Origin of the sequence: Streptomyces sp. NBC_00490, from assembly GCF_036013645.1 — a bacterium.
GTDB classification, from domain to species: Bacteria; Actinomycetota; Actinomycetes; order Streptomycetales; family Streptomycetaceae; genus Streptomyces; species Streptomyces canus_F.
In genome coordinates, this window is sequence record NZ_CP107869.1 from 9,705,374 (window position 1) to 9,721,817 (window position 16,444).

A 16,444-nucleotide genomic window follows, 5' to 3' on the forward strand; every position below is an offset into this window, starting at 1 on the left:
GCGGTGACCGGCTTACATCACCGACGGTGGGGAGGAATGTAAAAGTGCGGTACGCGAAACAACACAAGCAGGAGACGCGGCAGCGGATCATCGCGACGGCGGGCCGTCGGCTCAAACGGGACGGCATCGACGGCTCCGGGGTCGCCACCCTCATGAAGGACGCGGGCCTGACCGGCGGCACCTTCTACGCCTACTTCGATTCCAAGGACCACCTCGTCGCCACCGCGGTCGCCGACCAGATGCGCGCCCAGCACGCGAACATCGTCGCCCAGGCCGCCCCCGGCCGCGCCGGACTCGAACAGATCATCCGCTGGTACTTCTCACCCCAGCAGCGCGACACCATCGAGGACGGCTGCCCCAACGCCGCACTCCTCGACGAGATCGCCCGCTCCACCGACCCCACCCGACAGGCCTACACCCACGGCGCCCTCGTCCTCATCGACGGCTTCGCCGCCCGCCTGGCCCCCCACGACCCACCCTCGGCACGCCTGACGGCACTCAGCCTCCTCGGCATGATGGCCGGAACCCTCCAACTCTCCCGCGCCCTGACCGACCGCCAACTCGCCGACCAACTCCTCGAACAAGGCATCCGCAACGCCCTCGCACTGATAGACGCCGAACGGCACAACTGATCGCTTGAGTCGGTGACCTGTGTTTCATGCGGGGATGCTGAAGACGACGCTCCCAGCCCAGGGGGACTCCGGTGAAGACATCCCGATCCGGGCGCCATCATGCTCCGAGATGCAGCGAGGCCTCTGCGTGCCGCGCTGCGCATGAGCACCCGAGCCTGCGCCGGACACCTGGGCGTCGCCCTGCGCAAAGTTGCCAAGCGGGAGAGCCTGGGCGCCGAAACGCCACCCCGGACCGATACCCAGACGGTCCCCGTCACCGCGCGGCCGTGGTCCGCGTGAGCCGCCCGTTCAGGTCCCTCGGGGACAACAGGCGACCAGGCCGGTGGACGAGACGTTCGGGCGCGTGGCGCCTGAGCCCGTACGACGGCACCGGCCGGTCCCCTGTCCCGTAGCGCGCGCTGTCGTTGTGGTCAGCGCCAGCCCAGTGCGGGAGCGACGTGCGTGAGGATGCTCTCGATCACGTGGGCGTTGTAGGCGACTCCGAGCTGGTTGGGCACGGTGAGGAGCAGCGTGTCGGCGGCGGCGACCGCTTCGTCCTCGGCGAGCTGCTTGACCAGCGCGTCGGGCTCGGCGGCGTAGGAGCGGCCGAAGATGGCCCGGGTGTTGGCGTCGATGTAGCCGATCTGGTCCTTCGAGTTGGACTCGCGGCCGAAGTAGGCGCGGTCGCGGTCGTCGACGAGGGCGAAGATGCTGCGGCTGACCGAGACCCGCGGCCGGCGGCTGTGGCCCGCCTTTTGCCAGGCGTCGTGGTAGGCCTCGATCTGCTTGCGCTGCTGGACGTGCAGGGGTTCGCCGCTCTCGTCGTCCTTGAGGGTGGAGCTCTGCAGGTTCATCCCGAGTGTGGCCGCCCACGCCGCGGTGGCGTTCGAGCTCGATCCCCACCAGATACGGTCCCTGAGGCCCTCGGAGTGCGGCTCGACACGCAGCAGCCCCGGCGGGTTGGAGAACATCGGATTGGGGTTCGGCTCCGCGAACCCCTCGCCCTTGAGCACGTCGAGGAGGCGCTCGGTGTGGGCGCGTGCCATGTCGCCGTCGGTCATCCCCTCGGACGGCACATGCCCGAAGTGGCGCCAGCCGTCGATGACCTGCTCCGGGGATCCCCGGCTGAGGCCGAGCTGGAGTCGGCCACCGGAGATGAGATCCGCGGCGCCCGCGTCCTCGGCCATGTACAGCGGGTTCTCGTAGCGCATGTCGATCACGCCGGTGCCGATCTCGATCCGGCTGGTACGCGCGCCGATGGCAGCGAGCAGCGGGAAAGGCGAGGCGTACTGCCGCGCGAAGTGATGGACCCGGAAGTACGCGCCGTCGGCGCCCAGCTCCTCCGCGGCGACTGCGAGGTCGATCGCCTGGAGGAGCGCATCCGCCGCGGAGCGCGTCTGTGAGTGCGGCGATGGCGTCCAGTGGCCGAAGGACAGGAACCCGATCTTTTTCATACCGCTTTCAACAATCAAGGTCGGCGTTCATTCCCGGCATCCACCACGGTGGGGGGCGTTCCCACGGTTCGATGTCCGGTTCCCCTGGTGGCAGCTCGCCGGTGCAGTACCGGTGGAGCCAGGCTGCGGCCCGGCGCTCCGCGTACTTCTCGTTGACCGGTTCGCCCCGCTCATTCCGTTCGAGGACGTTGGCGAAGATGGCGACGCAGATCTCCATCTGGGAGGGCGACTCGCGCAGCTCCTCCCGGTAGTCGATCCCTTCCAGCATCGGCTGGCCCACCGACCCGGCATTTCGACTCATCGATAGCCTGCGTCACCATGATGCGCGTTTGGATCCTGCCGATGCTGCTTGTGCTCTGCGGCTCAGCCGTCGCGATTGACCTGATCTCCGAGGGGAGCCCTGGCACAGCCTCAGCCCTCCTCTTGGCGTTCCTCGCGCTCGCCGGTGTCAGCTCGCCCCTGATCTTCCCGAGGTCGATCAGTGCGCGGGAGGCACAACGTCGCAGCGAGGTCGACGGCCGGCCGGTCGTCTTCTGGCGGCCGGGCTGCACGTACTGCATGCGACTGCGTATCCGGCTGGGCCGCAGCGCCCGCCAGTTGCACTGGGTCAACATCTGGCGCGACGCGGCGGGAGCCGCGGCGGTGAGGGCAGCCAACAACGGCAACGAGACAGTACCGACCGTCGTCGTCGCGGGCCGGCCACACACCAACCCCGATCCCGCATGGGTACGCGAACAGCTCGCCTCGTCCGCGTGATCAGAAAGGCACTTCTCATGAGCGGCTGCCGACCGGTGCCCACAGCCCCGCGCGGCGTATTCTGCGCTCGTGGAGCTGCGCTTCGAGATACGTCGGTCCAACTCGCCGTGGGTCGACAGCGTATGGACGTGCACCAGCGAGCAGGTCACGGCGATGACATCCGTTGCGGGGGTGCGCTGGGGACTGGTGTTCTGGGAGCAGGACGGCCGGCCCTACGCGGCCGTCACCGGCCCCGAGACCCGGACCAGCACGGCACCCGTCCCGGAAGGCGCTGCCTTCACCGGCATCGACTTCGCCGTGGGCACCTCGCTGCGGGTCCTGCCCACGCCGGAGCTGGTGGACGGCGGCGTCGAACTCCCCGACACCACACACCGGACGTTCCGGCTGGACGGCGCGCGCTGGGAGACCCCGGGCGCCGATGACGCCGAGGCCTTGGTGGAGCGACTGGTCAAGTCCGGGATCGTAGTGCGTGATCCGCTCGTCGCCGATGTCCTGCGGGGCCACGAGCCGGCCGTGTCGGGACGGACCGTCGAACGCCGGTTCCGAGCAGCCACCGGCCTGACGCGGGGCGCCGTCCGGCAGATCGAGCGGGCCCGTACGGCGGCGGAGCTGCTGGCGTCCGGCGATACGGCCGCCGACGTCGTCGCCAAGCTCGAATACTTCGACGAACCGCACCTCGCCCGGGCGCTGCGCACCTACGTGGGACGCACCGTGGGACAACTGCGGGACGGCATCGGCGGGGCGATCGCGCTCGACCTGGATCAGCGCTTGACGTCGTAGATCAGCTTCATGATCCCGTTGGAGTAGCTCGCCGACTCCCGCAGCGACAGCATCTGCTTGTCACGGTCGGCCCGGTGGAACAGGCTCTTGCCGGCACCGAGCAGGACAGGGAAGACGAGCAGGTTGTACTGGTCGATCAGGCCCGCCTCCGACAGTCGGCGCGCCAGTTCCGCGCTTCCGTGGATGTAGATGGAGCCGCCCTCGCTCTCCTTGAGCTTCGCGATGTCCTCCGTCGTGCGCAGGATCGTCGTCGGCCCCCACCCATCGACGAGGGCGTCGTCCGACAGCGTGCTCGACACCACGTACTTGGGCAGCTCCTTGTAGGAGGCGTGGTCCTCCGAGGCGGGCCAGACCGACGCGAAGGCCTCATAGCTGCGGCGGCCGAACATCAGCGCCGTCGTGTCGGAAAGCTCCTCGCCCTTCAGCGACCAGGCCTCCGGGACGAACTCCAGGTCCTGCACCACCCAGCCACCACTGCGGTGCCCTTCCTGGGGCCCGCCGGGCGAGTCCAGAACGCCGTCGAGCGACATGAATCCGGTGTAGACCAAGGTACGCATCTGCTGTCTCCTCATCACGGGCCGAGCTTCTGGGATGAGGTTAGATCGCGGCCGGGACAGGAGTCTTGGACGGAAACGACATCGCGTGGGTGACGGCTCCGGGACGTCATGTGTGACCTGTGGTGGTGCAGCCGCTTCGGCGCTACGCGATGACCGTCGGGGCGGCAGCAGGGGCGCGGCCGACTTGGCGCACCGTCCGTCCTCCGGCCGCTGGTACCTTGCCCAGCAGGCGGCATGCCCTGGGTTGGACGCGCCTCTGACGCTGTGGCAGAGGGGCGTTGTTGCTGGGCGTGTGGTCAGTCGGTGGGCTGTGGTGACGGGGTGCGCGGGCGGTGGACCCGGATGTCCACGGGACGTCCGTCGGGGTCCCGGGCCGTCATCGTCCACTGGGTGGGCAGTGTCTCGATCGGACCGACCGGCCACCCGGCAGCCAGGATGTGCGCGTGGACCTCACACAGGCGCGCGTGGGATCCCACGCGCAGCCCCCATCCTGCCTTCTGGAGGGGGTCGAGGCCGGTCGCGGGGGCGGTGGCGGTCTCGACGATCATGAGATGGTCGTCTCCGCCCACATCGAGAACCGCGATACGTGGATCAGAAGACGTTGCGGCGCGTTCGAAGGCGAGCGCTGCGCCGAGCAGCTGCGTGTAGTACGCCACGAGCCGGTCGAGGTCGGTGGTGGACAGTGTCAGGTGGTTGATTCCGAAGAGTCCGGGCATGGTTGGCCCACTGTACGGGGGCTGTGAGGGGGAGTGGACTGGCGAAAGGGCTGCCGTGCACACATCCTGACGCAGCATCAGGTCACCAGAGAGGCTGGTTCGTTCCGAACCGGCGAGTTCTTCGCTCTGCCCCAGCTCATGAACATCCTCGCGGCGAAGACGTCGGGGCAGCGCGACATGCAAGGTACCGACCGAAAATCTCCTGGCTATCGGGAGTGAAGGTCCACTGCTGCAGAGCCCGCCGCAGCTCGGACTCGGTCAGCCACCCATGCCAGGCCACTTCTGCCGGATCGGGGGCGCCGACCTCCGGAAGCGTGGCATCGCACACCCCGAGCCAGTGAGGACTGAGTCCACCCCGGTTGAGGAACTTGAACCGAAGGCACACTGTCGCCCGCACCCCAGCTCCTCACCGACCTCGCGGGCAGCGGCCTGCTCATAGGACTCGCCGACTCCCGCAGCGCCCCCGACACCGAGCTCGTAGTGCCCTGGGAAACGGGACAGCTGCTCGGCGCGCCGATGGACGAGAAAGCGACCTCGCCCATCGCGGCACACCACGACGCCGACCCGATGCAGCCAGCCCTCCCGGACGGCCTCCGTCCGGCTGATCACTCCCAGCACTCGGTCCTGAGCATCGACACGTTCCACGAGTTCATCCACGACGCACACAGTCCCAGACGCCACTGACACCCGACCGAAATGCCCAGAGGGGCAGGCCATCGGTCCCGGCGGGGGCACTCCACTACTCCGGCAGAAAGCTCACGTTGTGCTGGTCCTGGGCAGGGCCGGCAGCTGGGCGTGCCCCCGCCGGCAAGCCCCGCGGTCGAGGGGCTGCCTCCCGCAACGAAGGCGACTACCTGCCCGACCGCACCTCGCAGTGGGTCGAGGAACGGCGCCGGGCACTGTCGCGCCAAGCCGCCGACGCCCTCTCGTCGGCGGCCGACCTCGCTCTGCAACTGCACCAGTACGGCGACGCCGTCCGCCTGTGCGAAGAGGCAACCGCAATGGACCCGTTCCGCGAGGTGGCCTGGCGCGTATGGATGCGTGCGGCGAACGCGCTGGGCGACGACGACGGAGTCCTCACCGCGTTCCAGGGCTGCGAGACAGCACTGGCCCAGATCGACGCGACCCCCTCTCCCAGCACCCGCAAGCTGCTCAAGCGGCTGCAACGGTAGAGAGCGAGGGCGTTGCGTCCTGTCTGTCGGAGTCAGGCCGGATACGGCAGCTCAGCCTCCGGTGTTCCGGCGGGCCAGGTGTGCACGGTGGCGTTCGGGCCACCGATCCGCAGCTGCCACGCGTGCGGGCTGTCGGTGCTCACGTGCAGGCGGTCGCCCAGGCGGCGCAGGTGGAAGCGCGCCGTCTCACCGGGGCCGTCGGGGCTGGGGATCACCACGGTCTGCTCGGCGCCGTCGGCGAAGGCATGCACCCGCAGCTCGACGCCGTCCGCCCAGGCGGAGACCGGGTGCTGGTCGTCGGCGCCCAGCGCGATGACCGAGTCCGGGCGGGCCAGCAGCGGCAGGGTGTGGAAGTCGTGCTGCTCACGGGCCCAGCGGGGGCCGGTGACCTGAGCGCCCGTCAGCACATTGGTCCAGGTGCCTTCCGGCACGTAGTACTCGACGGTGCCGTCGTCGGTGAAGACCGGGGCGACGAGCAGATCGTCGCCGAGCATGTACTGCCGGTCGACGGAGGCGGCGGCCGGGTCGTCGGGGAACTCCAGCACCATGGCGCGCATGACCGGGACACCGGTGGTGTGCGCCTGCTGCGCGGCGCGCTGGAGGTACGGGGCCAGGCGGTGCTTGAGCAGGGTGAACTCGCGGGTGACGTCGACGGCCTCCTCGCCGTAGTCCCACGGCACGCGGTACGACTTGCTGCCGTGCAGGCGGCTGTGCGAGGAGAGCAGCCCGAACTGCACCCAGCGCTTGAACACGGCCGGAGTCGGGGTGCCCTCGAAGCCGCCGATGTCATGGCTCCAGAAACCGAAGCCGGACAGACCGAGAGAAAGTCCGCCGCGCAGCGACTCGGCCATGGCTCTGAAGTGGGACTCGCAGTCGCCGCCCCAGTGGACCGGGTACTGCTGGCCGCCCGCCGTGGCGGAGCGGGCGAACAGCAGCGCCTCGCCCTCGCCCCGCTCGGCGCGCAGCAGTTCGAAGACGGCCGCGTTGAAGAGGTGGGTGTAGTAGTTGTGCATCCGCTCGGGGTCGGAGCCGTCGTGCCAGACGACGTCGGTGGGGATGCGCTCGCCGAAGTCGGTCTTGAAGCAGTCCACGCCCTGGTCGAGCAGCGTCTTCAGTTTGCCGGTGTACCAGTCGCGCGCGGCCGGGTTGGTGAAGTCCACCAGCGCCATGCCGGGCTGCCACAGATCCCACTGCCACACGCTGCCGTCCGGGCGCCGCACGAGGTAGCCCTCGCGCATGCCCTCCTCGAACAGTGCCGACTTCTGCGCGATGTACGGATTGATCCAGACGGAGACCCGCAGCCCCTGCTGCCGGAGCCTGCTCAGCATGCCGGCCGGGTCGGGGAAGGTGTCGGAGTCCCAGGCGAAGTCGCACCACTGGTAGCCGCGCATCCAGAAGCAGTCGAAGTGGAAGACGCTCAGCGGGATGCCGCGCTCGGCCATGCCGTCGATGAAACGGCCCACCGTGGCCTCGTCGTAGTCGGTCGTGAACGACGTGGTCAGCCACAGGCCCAGGGCCCAGGCGGGGGGCAGCGCCGGGCGGCCGGTGAGCGCGGTGTAGCGCTCCAGGATCTGCTTCGGCGTCGGGCCGTAGACGATGAAGTACTCCAGCGACTGGTCCTCGACGCTGAACTGGACCTGTCCGACGCTCTCCGAGCCGACCTCGTAACTGACCTTGCCGGGGTGGTTCACGAAGACGCCGTACCCACGGTTGGTCAGGTGGAAGGGGATGTTCTTGTACGCCTGTTCGCTGCTGGTGCCGCCGTCGGCCTGCCAGATGTCCACCGTCTGCCCGTTCTTGACGAACGGGGTGAATCGCTCACCCAGCCCGTAGACCAGTTCCCCCACGTCCAGGGCGAGTTGGCCGACCATGTGGTGATGGCCCTCGGCGTCGGTGACGAAACCGGTGCCGCGCTCACCGGCGGACGTCAGGACGCGTCCGTCGGCGGTGAACTCCAGCTGCCACGGCTGCTCCGTGTCCACCCGCAGCGTCAGTTCACCGGATGTCAGCTCCAGTACCGCGCCGTCCTGGTGCACCTTGCCGGCCTCCGCATCGGCACCGGACAGTGTGAACTCCGGTCCCCGGCGCACCGATCCGGCGTGGTGGGTGGTCCGTACGCCGATGATTCCCTCGGCTGGGGACCAGCACTCCACGGTCAGCAGCGGGCTGTTGAGGGTCTGCCCGCGCCGGCTCACGTGCTTGACGGGTGCGTACAGGGTCAGTCGGTGGTCGTCGGCGCGGACGTCGGCGACCTCGGCCGCATAGCGGGCGGTGCAGCCCGGACGCATCAGCCAGTAACCGTCCGTGAACTTCATCGGGCAGCTTCCTCCGTCCGCGCGCGGTGCGCGCTGATCAGGCCCCGGTACCAGTGGTAGCTGTCCTTCGGGGTGCGGTCCTGGGTGTCGTAGTCGATGTGGACCAGTCCGAAGCGCTGGTCGTAGCCGCGCGCCCACTCGAAGTTGTCGAGCAGCGACCAGGCGTAGTACCCGCGTACGTCGACGCCGGCGGCGATGGCGTCGGCCACGGCGGCGAGGTGGTCGGTCAGGTAGCGGATGCGGTCGGGGTCGTGGACATGGCCGTCGGGGGAGACCGTGTCGGCCTCCGCGGAGCCGTTCTCGGTGATCCAGATCGGCGGCAGGTGTGGGTAGCGGGCGTCGAGGTCGCGGAGCAGTTCCGTGAACGCGGACGGCACGACCGGCCAGCCCATGGTGGTGTGCCGGGTGCCGTACGGATCCAGTTCGGCCACGCCCACGTCCACGGCGGTGCGCTGCTGGGGGTCGGCCACCTGATGGGGCGCGTCCGTCACGGTGAGGGGCCGGTAGAAGTTGATGCCCAGGAAGTCCAGCGGGGCGCCGATCAGGTCCAGGTCGCCGGGCAGCCGCCAGGGGCCGTCGGCGAGCCCGGCCCAGGTCTCGTCCTCATGGAGGGGGTAGCGGCCGGCGAGGAGCGGTTCCGTCCAGATGTCGTTGTGCAGGGTTTCGGCGCGGCGCAGGGCGGCGCGGTCCTCGGGCCGGTCGGAGGCGGCATGGATACGGTCGAGGTTGAGGGTGATGCCGATCTCCCGGGCGCCCGCGGCGCGCAGCGCGGGTACGGCGAGGCCGTGGGCGACCAGCAGGTGGTGAGCGGCGGCCAGCGCGCCGCGGCCCTCTCGGGCGCCGGGTGCGTGCCGTCCCTCGGCGTAGCCGACGAAGGCGGAGCAGTAGGGCTCGTTGAGGGTGATCCAGCGCTCCACCCGGTCCCCGTAGCGCTCGGCGGCGAGGGCCGCGTACTGCGCGAAGGCCTCGGCGGTCTCCCTGATGCGCCAGCCACCGCGGTCTTCCAGTGCCTGGGGCAGGTCCCAGTGATAGAGCGTGACGGCGGGTGCGACACCGGCGGCCAAGAGCTCGTCGATCAACCGGTCGTAGAAATCCAGGCCCTTGGCGTTGACGGGCCCGGTGCCCTCGGGCACCAGGCGGGGCCAGGCGATCGAGAACCGGTAGCCGTCGACGCCCAGCTCGCGCAGCAGGCCGATGTCCTCGCGGTAGCGGTGGTAGTGGTCGCAGGCGGTGTCGCCGGTGGCGCCGCGCAGGGTGCGGTCGGGGGTGTGGCTGAAGGTGTCCCAGATGGAAGGGCCGCGGCCGTCCTGGTCGTGGGCCCCCTCGATCTGGTAGGCGGCGGTCGCGGCTCCGAAACGGAAGCCCGCGGGGAGGAAAGCACCCACGAAGGGACACCCCACAAGAAGGAGAAGGATCAGTTGGTGAAGCGCTTCGACGCTGTCACCCTCAACGATGACATGCCAATGCCCTGCCAAGGAAGAGGGATTCCTCGACGACGTCCTCTTGTTTCGTCAGAAATTCCTCACTAGCTTTCATCATCAATTGAAGCGCTTCGACTGCACTGCGTCCTCGTCCCGGCCGCCGGGATCCCCACGTCCCCCAGGGGCTTCGCATGACTGCTGACCTGCCCGCGCGCGTCCTCTTCGGCGCCGCCTACTACCACGAGTACCAGCCCTACGAGCGGCTCAAGGCCGACCTCGATCTCATGGCGGAGGCGAAGTTCACCGTCATCCGCGTCGGTGAGTCGGTGTGGTCCACCTGGGAACCGGAGAACGGCCGGTTCGAACTGGACTGGCTGCGGCCCGTCCTCGACGGCGCCCACGAGCGCGGCATCTCCGTCGTCCTCGGCACTCCGACGTACGCGGTGCCGCCCTGGCTCGCCCGCCAGTACCCGGAGATCGCCGCTGAGGACGCCGCCGGGCGCCGCGCCGCGTGGGGCGGCCGCCAGGAGGTGGACTACACCCACCCCGCGTTCCGCTTCCACGCGGAGCGGGTGATCCGCCGGATCGTCGCCCGGTACGCCTCGCACCCCGCCGTCATCGGCTTCCAGGTGGACAACGAGCCCGGCACGCGGATCGCGCACAACCACGGCGTCTTCCAGCGGTTCGTGGACGATCTGCGGCAGCGCTACGGCGATGTGGAGAACCTCAACCGCGAGTGGGGGCTGACCTACTGGTCGCACCGGCTGAGCACCTGGGCGGACCTGTGGAAGCCTGAGGGCAATGCCCAGCCCCAGTACGACCTGGCCTGGCAGGCGTTCGAGGCACGGCAGACCACCGAGTTCATCACGTGGCAGGCCGACATCGTGCGCGAGTACGCGCGGCCCGGCCAGTTCGTCACCACGTGCCTCGCCTACGGCTCTCCCGGCCTGGAGGACGACGAGCTCACCGACAGCCTGGACGTCACCGCGGGCAATCCGTACTACGACATGCAGGACAGCCTCACCATGCCGGAGCCGCCGCGCGAGAAGCTGCCGGGGCAGTGGATGGCGTACGGGGCGTGGGCGCTGCACCACAGCGCCGACCGGATCTACTCCTCGCGCCAGGAGCCGTTCCTGATCACGGAGACCAACGCCCAGGCCATCGGCGGCACTTCGGACAACCGTCCCGCCTTCGACGGGCAGTGGCGGCAGGCCGCGTGGGCGCTGGTCGCGCGCGGAGCCCGCATGATCGAGTACTGGCACTGGCACACGCTGCACTTCGGCACGGAGACGTACTGGGGCGGAATCCTTCCGCACAGCGGACGGCCGGGGCGCGTCTACCGGGAACTCGCCCGGCTGGGCGCCGAGTTCGAGCGTGCCGGAGACCTGGTCGCCGGGCTCACACCGGACGCGGACATCGCGATGGTGTACTCGGCGCCGAGCAAGTGGCTGATGCGCACGTATCCGCCGCTGGCGGACCCGGACGGCGGTCCGGACGCGCACGCGTACGAGGGGATCTTCGAACCGTTCTACCGGGGTGCGTTCGAGGCGGGACGGCAGGTACGCATCCTGCACACCCGCCAGTTGCACGACCCGAGCGGCGAACGCCCCGGCGTCACACCGGAGTTGGCGGCCCACCGGCACCCCGTGCTCATCGCACCGGGGCTGTACGTGGCCGACGACGGGACGCTCGACTGGCTCGGCGCCTACGCGGAGGCGGGCGGCCACCTCGTCCTCGGTCCCCGCACCGGCTACGGCGACCATGAGGCACGGGCCCGCCACGAGGTGACACCGGCGCGACTGGTGCGGGCCGCGGGCGTCCGGTACGACGAGTTCAGCAACCTGCACGCCGACCTGGCGCTGCGCACCGCACCGGACAGCCCGCTCCAGCTGCCGGACGACGCGGTGGCCACCCGTTGGGTGGAGGGCCTGGCCGTCGAGGACGCCGACGTGCTGGCCGAGTACGACCACCCGCACTTCGGGCGCTGGCCCGCCGTCACCACCCGCCGCCACGGCGCGGGCCGCGTCACGTGCGTGGGCACCGTGCCCGGCCGCAGTCTGGCCCGCGCACTCGCCGTGTGGCTCGCGCCCTCCTCGCGCAGCGGCTGGCAGGACCTGCCGGACTCGGTCACCGTCGCCACCGGCACCCCGCCCGATGGCTGGCGCGTCCATGTCGTCCACAACTGGAACTGGCAGCCGGCCACCGCCCAGGCCCCGGTGGACCTGACCGACGCCCTGGACGGCAGCGTGCTCCCGGCCGGTACACCCGTGCGGCTCGGTGCCTGGGATGTCCGCGTCCTCGCCGCCGCACCGGGGTCTGCCGCGCAGGACCGGTGACACCGGCCCAGCGAGCGAATGAACCGAACTACGGGAGGCCGGCCAGCACGCGGTCCGGCGTCAGGGGCAGTTCGCGGTACCGGACACCGGTGGCGTGGTGGACCGCGTTGCCGATGGCCGCGGCCGTGCCCACGATCCCGATCTCGCCGATGCCCTTGCTGCCCATCGGGTTGAGATGGGGGTCGTCCTCGTCGATCCAGTGGGCCTCGACGGCGGGCACGTCGGCGTGGGCGGGTACGTGGTAGGCGGCCAGGTCCGCCTCGGTGAAATCACCGAACGCGGCGTCCATGGTGCTGCCCTCGGTCAGGGCCATGCCCAGGCCCATCGTCATTCCCCCGATGAACTGAGAGCGGGCGGTACGGGCGTTGAGTATCCGCCCCGCCGCGTACACGCCCAACAGGCGGCGGACCCGGACCTCTCCGGTGACCGTGTCGACGCCGACCTCGGCGAAGTGGGCGCCGAAGGCGTGCCGGGAGTAGTCGCTGTCGGCGTCCGCGCTGCCTTGCGTGTCGGCGCTCGCGGTGAGACCCGGCTCGGGCAGGGGCCCCGTGTGTTCCGCGAGAGTCGCGCGCAGCCGTGTGCACGCCTGGTGGACCGCCCATCCCCAGGAGGCGGTGCCCGAGGAACCGCCGGCCAGTGAAGCTGACGGCAGGTCACTGTTCCCGATCTCGGTACGGACCGCCTCCAGTGGAACGCCGAGGGCGTCGGCGGCGACCTGCGCGAGGACCGTGCGGGCACCGGTGCCGATGTCGGTCGCGTTGACCCGTACGACGAAGCTGCCGTCCGGCCGCGCCTGAGCGGTCGCGGTGGAGGGCTGGATCAGCACGGGATACATCGCGGCCGCCACCCCCGATCCCAGCAGCAGGGGGCCCGCGGAACGGGTGCCCGGCCGCGGATCCCGGTGCGACCAGTCGAAGCGCCGGGCGCCCTCACGCAGACACTCGACGAGATGCCGGCTGCTGAACGGTTTGTCGCTGTCCGGTTCGGTGTCCGGCTCGTTCGCGATGCGCAGTTCGACGGGGTCCATCCCGAGTTCCACGGCGAGTTCGTCCATGGCCGACTCCAGGGCGTACATGCCCGGTGCCTCGCCGGGCGCGCGCATCCAGGACGGGCTGGGAACGTCCAGCGGTACGACACGGTGGCCGGTCCGGCTGTTCGGCGCGGCGTACATGATGCGGGCGGGCACGGCTGCCTGTTCGACGAACTCCTTGATGCGGGATGTGTGGGTGGTGACCTCGTGCCGGAGCGAGGTGAGGGAGCCCTGTTCGGTGGCGCCGAGGCGGAGGCGGTGCAGGGTGGGCGCGCGATGGCCGACGAGGGCGGGCAGGAGGCGGCGGGGCAGGGCGACGGTGACAGGGCGACCGGTCTGCCGCGCCGCCATCGCGGCGAGCACCACGTGGGGGCGCGGGGTCCCCTTGGACCCGAAGCCGCCGCCGACGTGCTCGGACATGACGGTGACCCGGTCCTCGGGAAGCCGGAACAGCGCGGCGAGTGTGGCTCGTACGACCGTGGCGCCTTGGCTCGAGTCGTGTACGACGAGCCGGCCGTCGTCCCAGCGGGCGGTGGCCGCGTGCGGTTCCATGGGATGGTTGTGCAGGGGCGGCACCCGGTAGCCGGCGTCGACGCGGACCGCGGCGGACGCGAACGCGCCCTCGGGATCGCCCTGTTCCCGCTGGGCCGGGTAGCCGCCGTTGGCCTCGTCGGGGACGTACGCCCCCGGATGGTCCTCGGTGAGCGTTACGTCATGATCCCCCGCGGCGTACTCGACACGCACCGCCGCGGCACCCGACCGGGCCGCTTCCAGCGTCTCGGCGACGACCAGGGCGACCGGCCAACCGCGGTGCGGTACCCGGGAGTTCTGCAGTACGGCGAGGGTGGGGTCGTCGGGGTCGGTGAGCCGGGGAGCGTTCTCGTGGGTGAGCACGGTCAGGACCCCGGGGAGCCGCAGGGCCGCGCCGGCGTCGATCGCGCGGACCGAACCACTCGCGACGGCGGCGGCCACGGGCCACGCGTGGACCCGGCCGGAGACGGTGTGTTCGGCGGCGTATCGGGCCACGCCGGTGACCTTGTCACGGCCCTCCCGCCGCTCGGCGGGCGCGCCCAGCGCGGTGTCGGTGTCGGCCATGGAGTCCTCCTGGGGCTGCCAGTGGCGAGTCGGCTGTCAGGTGTCGGTCGGCGGCGCCAGCCTGGTCAGGACGTCGAGGGCGAGATTGCGGGCCAGACGCACTTTGTAGGCGTTGTCGCGCAGGGGCTGGGCGGCGGAGAGTTCGAGGTCCACGGCACGCTCGAAGGCGGCCGTCGTGGGCGCGGCGCCCAGCAGGGCCTCCTCCGCGCGCCGGGCGCGCCAGGGCCGGTGGGCCAGCGCGCCGAAAGCGATCCCGGCGTGCTGGACGACGCCGTCGCCGGTGTGCAGGACCACGGCGACGGAGGCGAGGGCGAAGGCGTACGAGGCACGGTCGCGGGCCTTGCGGTACAGGGACGGCAGCCCGGCCGCGGCGGCCGGCAGGACGACCGCGGTGATGAGTTCGCCGGGGCGGATCTCGGTGTCACGCTCGGGGTGGTCGCCGGGCAGCCGATGGAACTCGGCGGCGGGGACGGAGCGTTCGCCGTCGGTCCCGTACAACTCGACGCGGGCGTCGAGGGCGGACAGGGCTACGGCCATGTCGGAGGGATGCGTGGCGACGCACTGCGGGGAATGGCCGAGCACCGCGTGGTCGCGATGGACGCCGTCCCGGGCGCCGCAGCCGCTGCCGGGCTCGCGCTTGTTGCAGGGTTTGGCGGTGTCCTGGAAATAGGGGCAGCGGGTGCGCTGGAGAAGGTTGCCGCCCGTGGTGGCGATGTTGCGCAGCTGCCCGGAGGCGCCTGCGAGCAGCGCCTGTGAGAGCACCGGGTAGCGGTCACGGACCAGAGGGTGGGCCGCGAGGTCGCTGTTGCGGACGGTGGCCCCGATCCGCAGCTCGCCGTCGGGCAGCGCCTCCACCGAGTCCAGGGGCAGCCGGCTGACGTCGACGAGTGTGGTCGGCTCTTCCACGCCGAGCTTCATCAGATCGACGAGATTGGTGCCGCCGCCGAGATACCGCGCGCCGGGATGCGAGGCGTACGCGTCGGCCGCCTCCTCGGCGCTGCCCGCGCGGATGTATCCGAAGGGCTTCACGAGATCACGTCCTGGACGGCTTCGACGATGTGCGGGTAGGCGCCACAACGGCAGAGGTTGCCGCTGAGCCGCTCACGGATCTCGTCCGCGCCCAGCGGCACGGGCTGCCCGGAGGGGACGGCGGGGTCGGTGACGTGGGAGGGATGGCCGGCCGCCGCCTCGGCGACCGCGCCCAGGGCGCTGCAGATCTGTCCCGGGGTGCAGTAGCCGCACTGAAAGGCGTCGCGGTCCAGGAAGGCGCGCTGGAGCGGATGGAGGTCCTCGCCGTCGCCCGAGAGTCCTTCGACGGTCGTGATGTCGCCGCCGTCCAGGGCGACGGCGGGCAGCAGGCAGCTGTTGGCCCGGCGGCCGTCGACCAGGACCGTGCAGGCGCCGCACTGGCCGTGGTCACAGCCCTTTTTGGCGCCGATGAGGTCGAGGTCCTCACGCAGCACGTCCAGCAGGACGGAACGGTGATCGACGGTGAGCGTGTGCGGCTTGCCATTCACCCGCAGCGTGACGTCCGAGTGGTGGCTGCCGGATGAGGCGGAGGTAGCGCGCGCGGCGTCGGAATCCATAGAGACCTCCCGTACGTAAGACCGTGGGGACACGGCGTTCGGAAAAGGGGGCACGAGAGCTACGGCAAGGTGTCGTCCTCGTCCGGAACACGGTGGACGGCGGCCTCTTCCGCGGAGGCCGCGCCGCCGTCGATGCCGATGTCGTCGGCGATCATGTCCTTCTCGGCGTCCTCGCGCGCGCCTTCGTCCTCAGCCGCGAGGAGGCCCGTCCGGTCCGCACCCGCCTTCGCGTCCAGCGGATCCTCCTGCCCGCCCGGGAGGTCCCCTACGAGATCGTCCGCGCCGGGCTCCTCGAGCGCCGGATCCGTACGTTCCTCGGCCAGCCTCTGGTCCAGACTCTCGCCCTCGTGCTGCTCACGACCGGTGGTGCCCTGATGATCCACGGCGAGCGGACGCTCGGGGGGTGACCAGCCCTCGTCGTAGGGGTCGCTGCCCCGGTCACTGAGCGTGTCCTCCGGATCCAGGACGCCCTCGTCCTCACGGTCGTCGGTGCCCTGGGGCTGGTAGACCTCGTCACCCATGACGTCGTCGTTCTGGCTTCCCATGGCGCACATACCTTCCGGATGGATCCAGGCTCTCGGCTCCGCGTATCCAGGCTGACCCCATCCACACCTT

At 70.5% G+C, this 16,444-nt stretch carries 15 protein-coding genes and 1 pseudogene; 5 read left to right on the plus strand and 11 right to left on the minus strand.

What is annotated here, in order from left to right; all coding sequences use genetic code 11:
* Positions 1-44 precede the first annotated feature (44 nt).
* Complete coding sequence (locus OG381_RS44250; RefSeq protein ID WP_327721645.1) at positions 45-632, plus strand: TetR/AcrR family transcriptional regulator; 588 nt, start codon at positions 45-47, stop codon at positions 630-632.
* A gap of 410 nt (positions 633-1,042) precedes the next feature.
* On the opposite strand, the gene OG381_RS44255 is transcribed toward OG381_RS44250, so the two are convergent.
* Entirely contained in the window at positions 1,043-2,065 is a 1,023-nt protein-coding gene (locus tag OG381_RS44255; RefSeq protein ID WP_327721646.1) for an LLM class flavin-dependent oxidoreductase, read from the minus strand.
* A 7-nt stretch (positions 2,066-2,072) separates the two neighbouring features.
* Positions 2,073-2,366, minus strand: a complete 294-nt coding sequence (locus OG381_RS44260) for a DUF7677 family protein (RefSeq protein ID WP_327721647.1) — start codon at positions 2,364-2,366, stop codon at positions 2,073-2,075.
* Between the two features lie 17 nt (positions 2,367-2,383).
* Here OG381_RS44260 and OG381_RS44265 point away from each other — a divergent pair, with 17 nt between their 5' ends.
* Both OG381_RS44265 and OG381_RS44270 read left to right on the plus strand, forming a co-directional pair.
* Entirely contained in the window at positions 2,384-2,821 is a 438-nt protein-coding gene (locus OG381_RS44265) for a glutaredoxin domain-containing protein (RefSeq protein ID WP_327721648.1), read from the plus strand.
* Positions 2,822-2,890: 69 nt separating this feature from the next.
* The gene (locus OG381_RS44270; protein ID WP_327721649.1) at positions 2,891-3,601 is read left to right on the plus strand and encodes a helix-turn-helix domain-containing protein; all 711 of its coding nucleotides are present in this window, start codon (positions 2,891-2,893) and stop codon (positions 3,599-3,601) included.
* Here the strand turns inward: OG381_RS44270 and OG381_RS44275 are convergent.
* The 3 genes and pseudogenes from OG381_RS44275 to OG381_RS44285 form a co-directional block, all read right to left on the minus strand.
* Entirely contained in the window at positions 3,583-4,158 is a 576-nt protein-coding gene (locus tag OG381_RS44275; RefSeq protein WP_327721650.1) for a dihydrofolate reductase family protein, read from the minus strand. The two genes, OG381_RS44270 and OG381_RS44275, sit on opposite strands and share 19 nt — an antisense overlap.
* 296 nt (positions 4,159-4,454) lie before the next feature.
* Positions 4,455-4,874 carry a VOC family protein gene (locus OG381_RS44280; RefSeq protein WP_327721651.1) on the minus strand — a complete coding sequence of 140 codons (420 nt, stop codon included), beginning with the start codon at positions 4,872-4,874 and terminating at the stop codon, positions 4,455-4,457.
* Positions 4,875-5,010: 136 nt separating this feature from the next.
* Positions 5,011-5,591 (minus strand): annotated as a pseudogene (locus tag OG381_RS44285) (NUDIX domain-containing protein).
* Between the two features lie 44 nt (positions 5,592-5,635).
* Between OG381_RS44285 and OG381_RS44290 the strand changes: the two are divergent.
* Positions 5,636-6,046, plus strand: coding sequence for a bacterial transcriptional activator domain-containing protein (locus OG381_RS44290; protein WP_327721652.1), 411 nt, complete (start codon positions 5,636-5,638; stop codon positions 6,044-6,046).
* Between the two features lie 32 nt (positions 6,047-6,078).
* Here OG381_RS44290 and yicI read toward each other — a convergent pair whose 3' ends face one another.
* Complete coding sequence (gene yicI / locus OG381_RS44295) at positions 6,079-8,361, minus strand: alpha-xylosidase (protein WP_327721653.1); 2,283 nt, start codon at positions 8,359-8,361, stop codon at positions 6,079-6,081.
* Positions 8,358-9,746: a GH1 family beta-glucosidase gene (locus OG381_RS44300; RefSeq protein WP_327721654.1), complete on the minus strand. Its 1,389-nt coding sequence runs from the start codon at positions 9,744-9,746 to the stop codon at positions 8,358-8,360. Before OG381_RS44300 ends, yicI begins: the two co-directional genes overlap by 4 nt.
* Positions 9,747-9,973: 227 nt before the next feature.
* Between OG381_RS44300 and OG381_RS44305 the strand changes: the two genes are divergently transcribed.
* Positions 9,974-12,118, plus strand: coding sequence for a beta-galactosidase (locus OG381_RS44305; protein WP_327721655.1), 2,145 nt, complete (start codon positions 9,974-9,976; stop codon positions 12,116-12,118).
* 28 nt (positions 12,119-12,146) lie between these two features.
* On the opposite strand, the gene OG381_RS44310 is transcribed toward OG381_RS44305, so the two are convergent.
* From OG381_RS44310 to OG381_RS44325, 4 genes are read right to left on the minus strand one after another with little or no spacing between them, the layout of a single operon-like run.
* Positions 12,147-14,243, minus strand: a complete 2,097-nt coding sequence (locus OG381_RS44310; RefSeq protein WP_327721656.1) for a xanthine dehydrogenase family protein molybdopterin-binding subunit — start codon at positions 14,241-14,243, stop codon at positions 12,147-12,149.
* 36 nt (positions 14,244-14,279) lie between these two features.
* Positions 14,280-15,272 carry an FAD binding domain-containing protein gene (locus OG381_RS44315; protein ID WP_327721657.1) on the minus strand — a complete coding sequence of 331 codons (993 nt, stop codon included), beginning with the start codon at positions 15,270-15,272 and terminating at the stop codon, positions 14,280-14,282.
* Entirely contained in the window at positions 15,269-15,829 is a 561-nt protein-coding gene (locus OG381_RS44320) for a (2Fe-2S)-binding protein (RefSeq protein ID WP_327721658.1), read from the minus strand. Before OG381_RS44320 ends, OG381_RS44315 begins: the two co-directional genes overlap by 4 nt.
* A gap of 59 nt (positions 15,830-15,888) precedes the next feature.
* Entirely contained in the window at positions 15,889-16,374 is a 486-nt protein-coding gene (locus OG381_RS44325) for a DUF5709 domain-containing protein (RefSeq protein WP_327721659.1), read from the minus strand.
* Positions 16,375-16,444 lie beyond the last annotated feature (70 nt).

Excerpts from the sequence above, each read along its gene's own strand:
- OG381_RS44275 (WP_327721650.1), bottom strand. The coding sequence starts at position 4,158 with ATGCGTACCTTGGTCTACACCGGATTCATGTCGCTCGACGGCGTTCTG.
- OG381_RS44305 (WP_327721655.1), top strand. The coding sequence starts at position 9,974 with ATGACTGCTGACCTGCCCGCGCGCGTCCTCTTCGGCGCCGCCTACTAC.
- OG381_RS44325 (WP_327721659.1), bottom strand. The coding sequence starts at position 16,374 with ATGGGAAGCCAGAACGACGACGTCATGGGTGACGAGGTCTACCAGCCC.
- OG381_RS44320 (WP_327721658.1), bottom strand. The coding sequence starts at position 15,829 with ATGGATTCCGACGCCGCGCGCGCTACCTCCGCCTCATCCGGCAGCCAC.
- OG381_RS44260 (WP_327721647.1), bottom strand. The coding sequence starts at position 2,366 with ATGAGTCGAAATGCCGGGTCGGTGGGCCAGCCGATGCTGGAAGGGATC.
- OG381_RS44310 (WP_327721656.1), bottom strand. The coding sequence starts at position 14,243 with ATGGCCGACACCGACACCGCGCTGGGCGCGCCCGCCGAGCGGCGGGAG.
- OG381_RS44280 (WP_327721651.1), bottom strand. The coding sequence starts at position 4,874 with ATGCCCGGACTCTTCGGAATCAACCACCTGACACTGTCCACCACCGAC.
- yicI (WP_327721653.1), bottom strand. The coding sequence starts at position 8,361 with ATGAAGTTCACGGACGGTTACTGGCTGATGCGTCCGGGCTGCACCGCC.
- OG381_RS44265 (WP_327721648.1), top strand. The coding sequence starts at position 2,384 with ATGATGCGCGTTTGGATCCTGCCGATGCTGCTTGTGCTCTGCGGCTCA.
- OG381_RS44255 (WP_327721646.1), bottom strand. The coding sequence starts at position 2,065 with ATGAAAAAGATCGGGTTCCTGTCCTTCGGCCACTGGACGCCATCGCCG.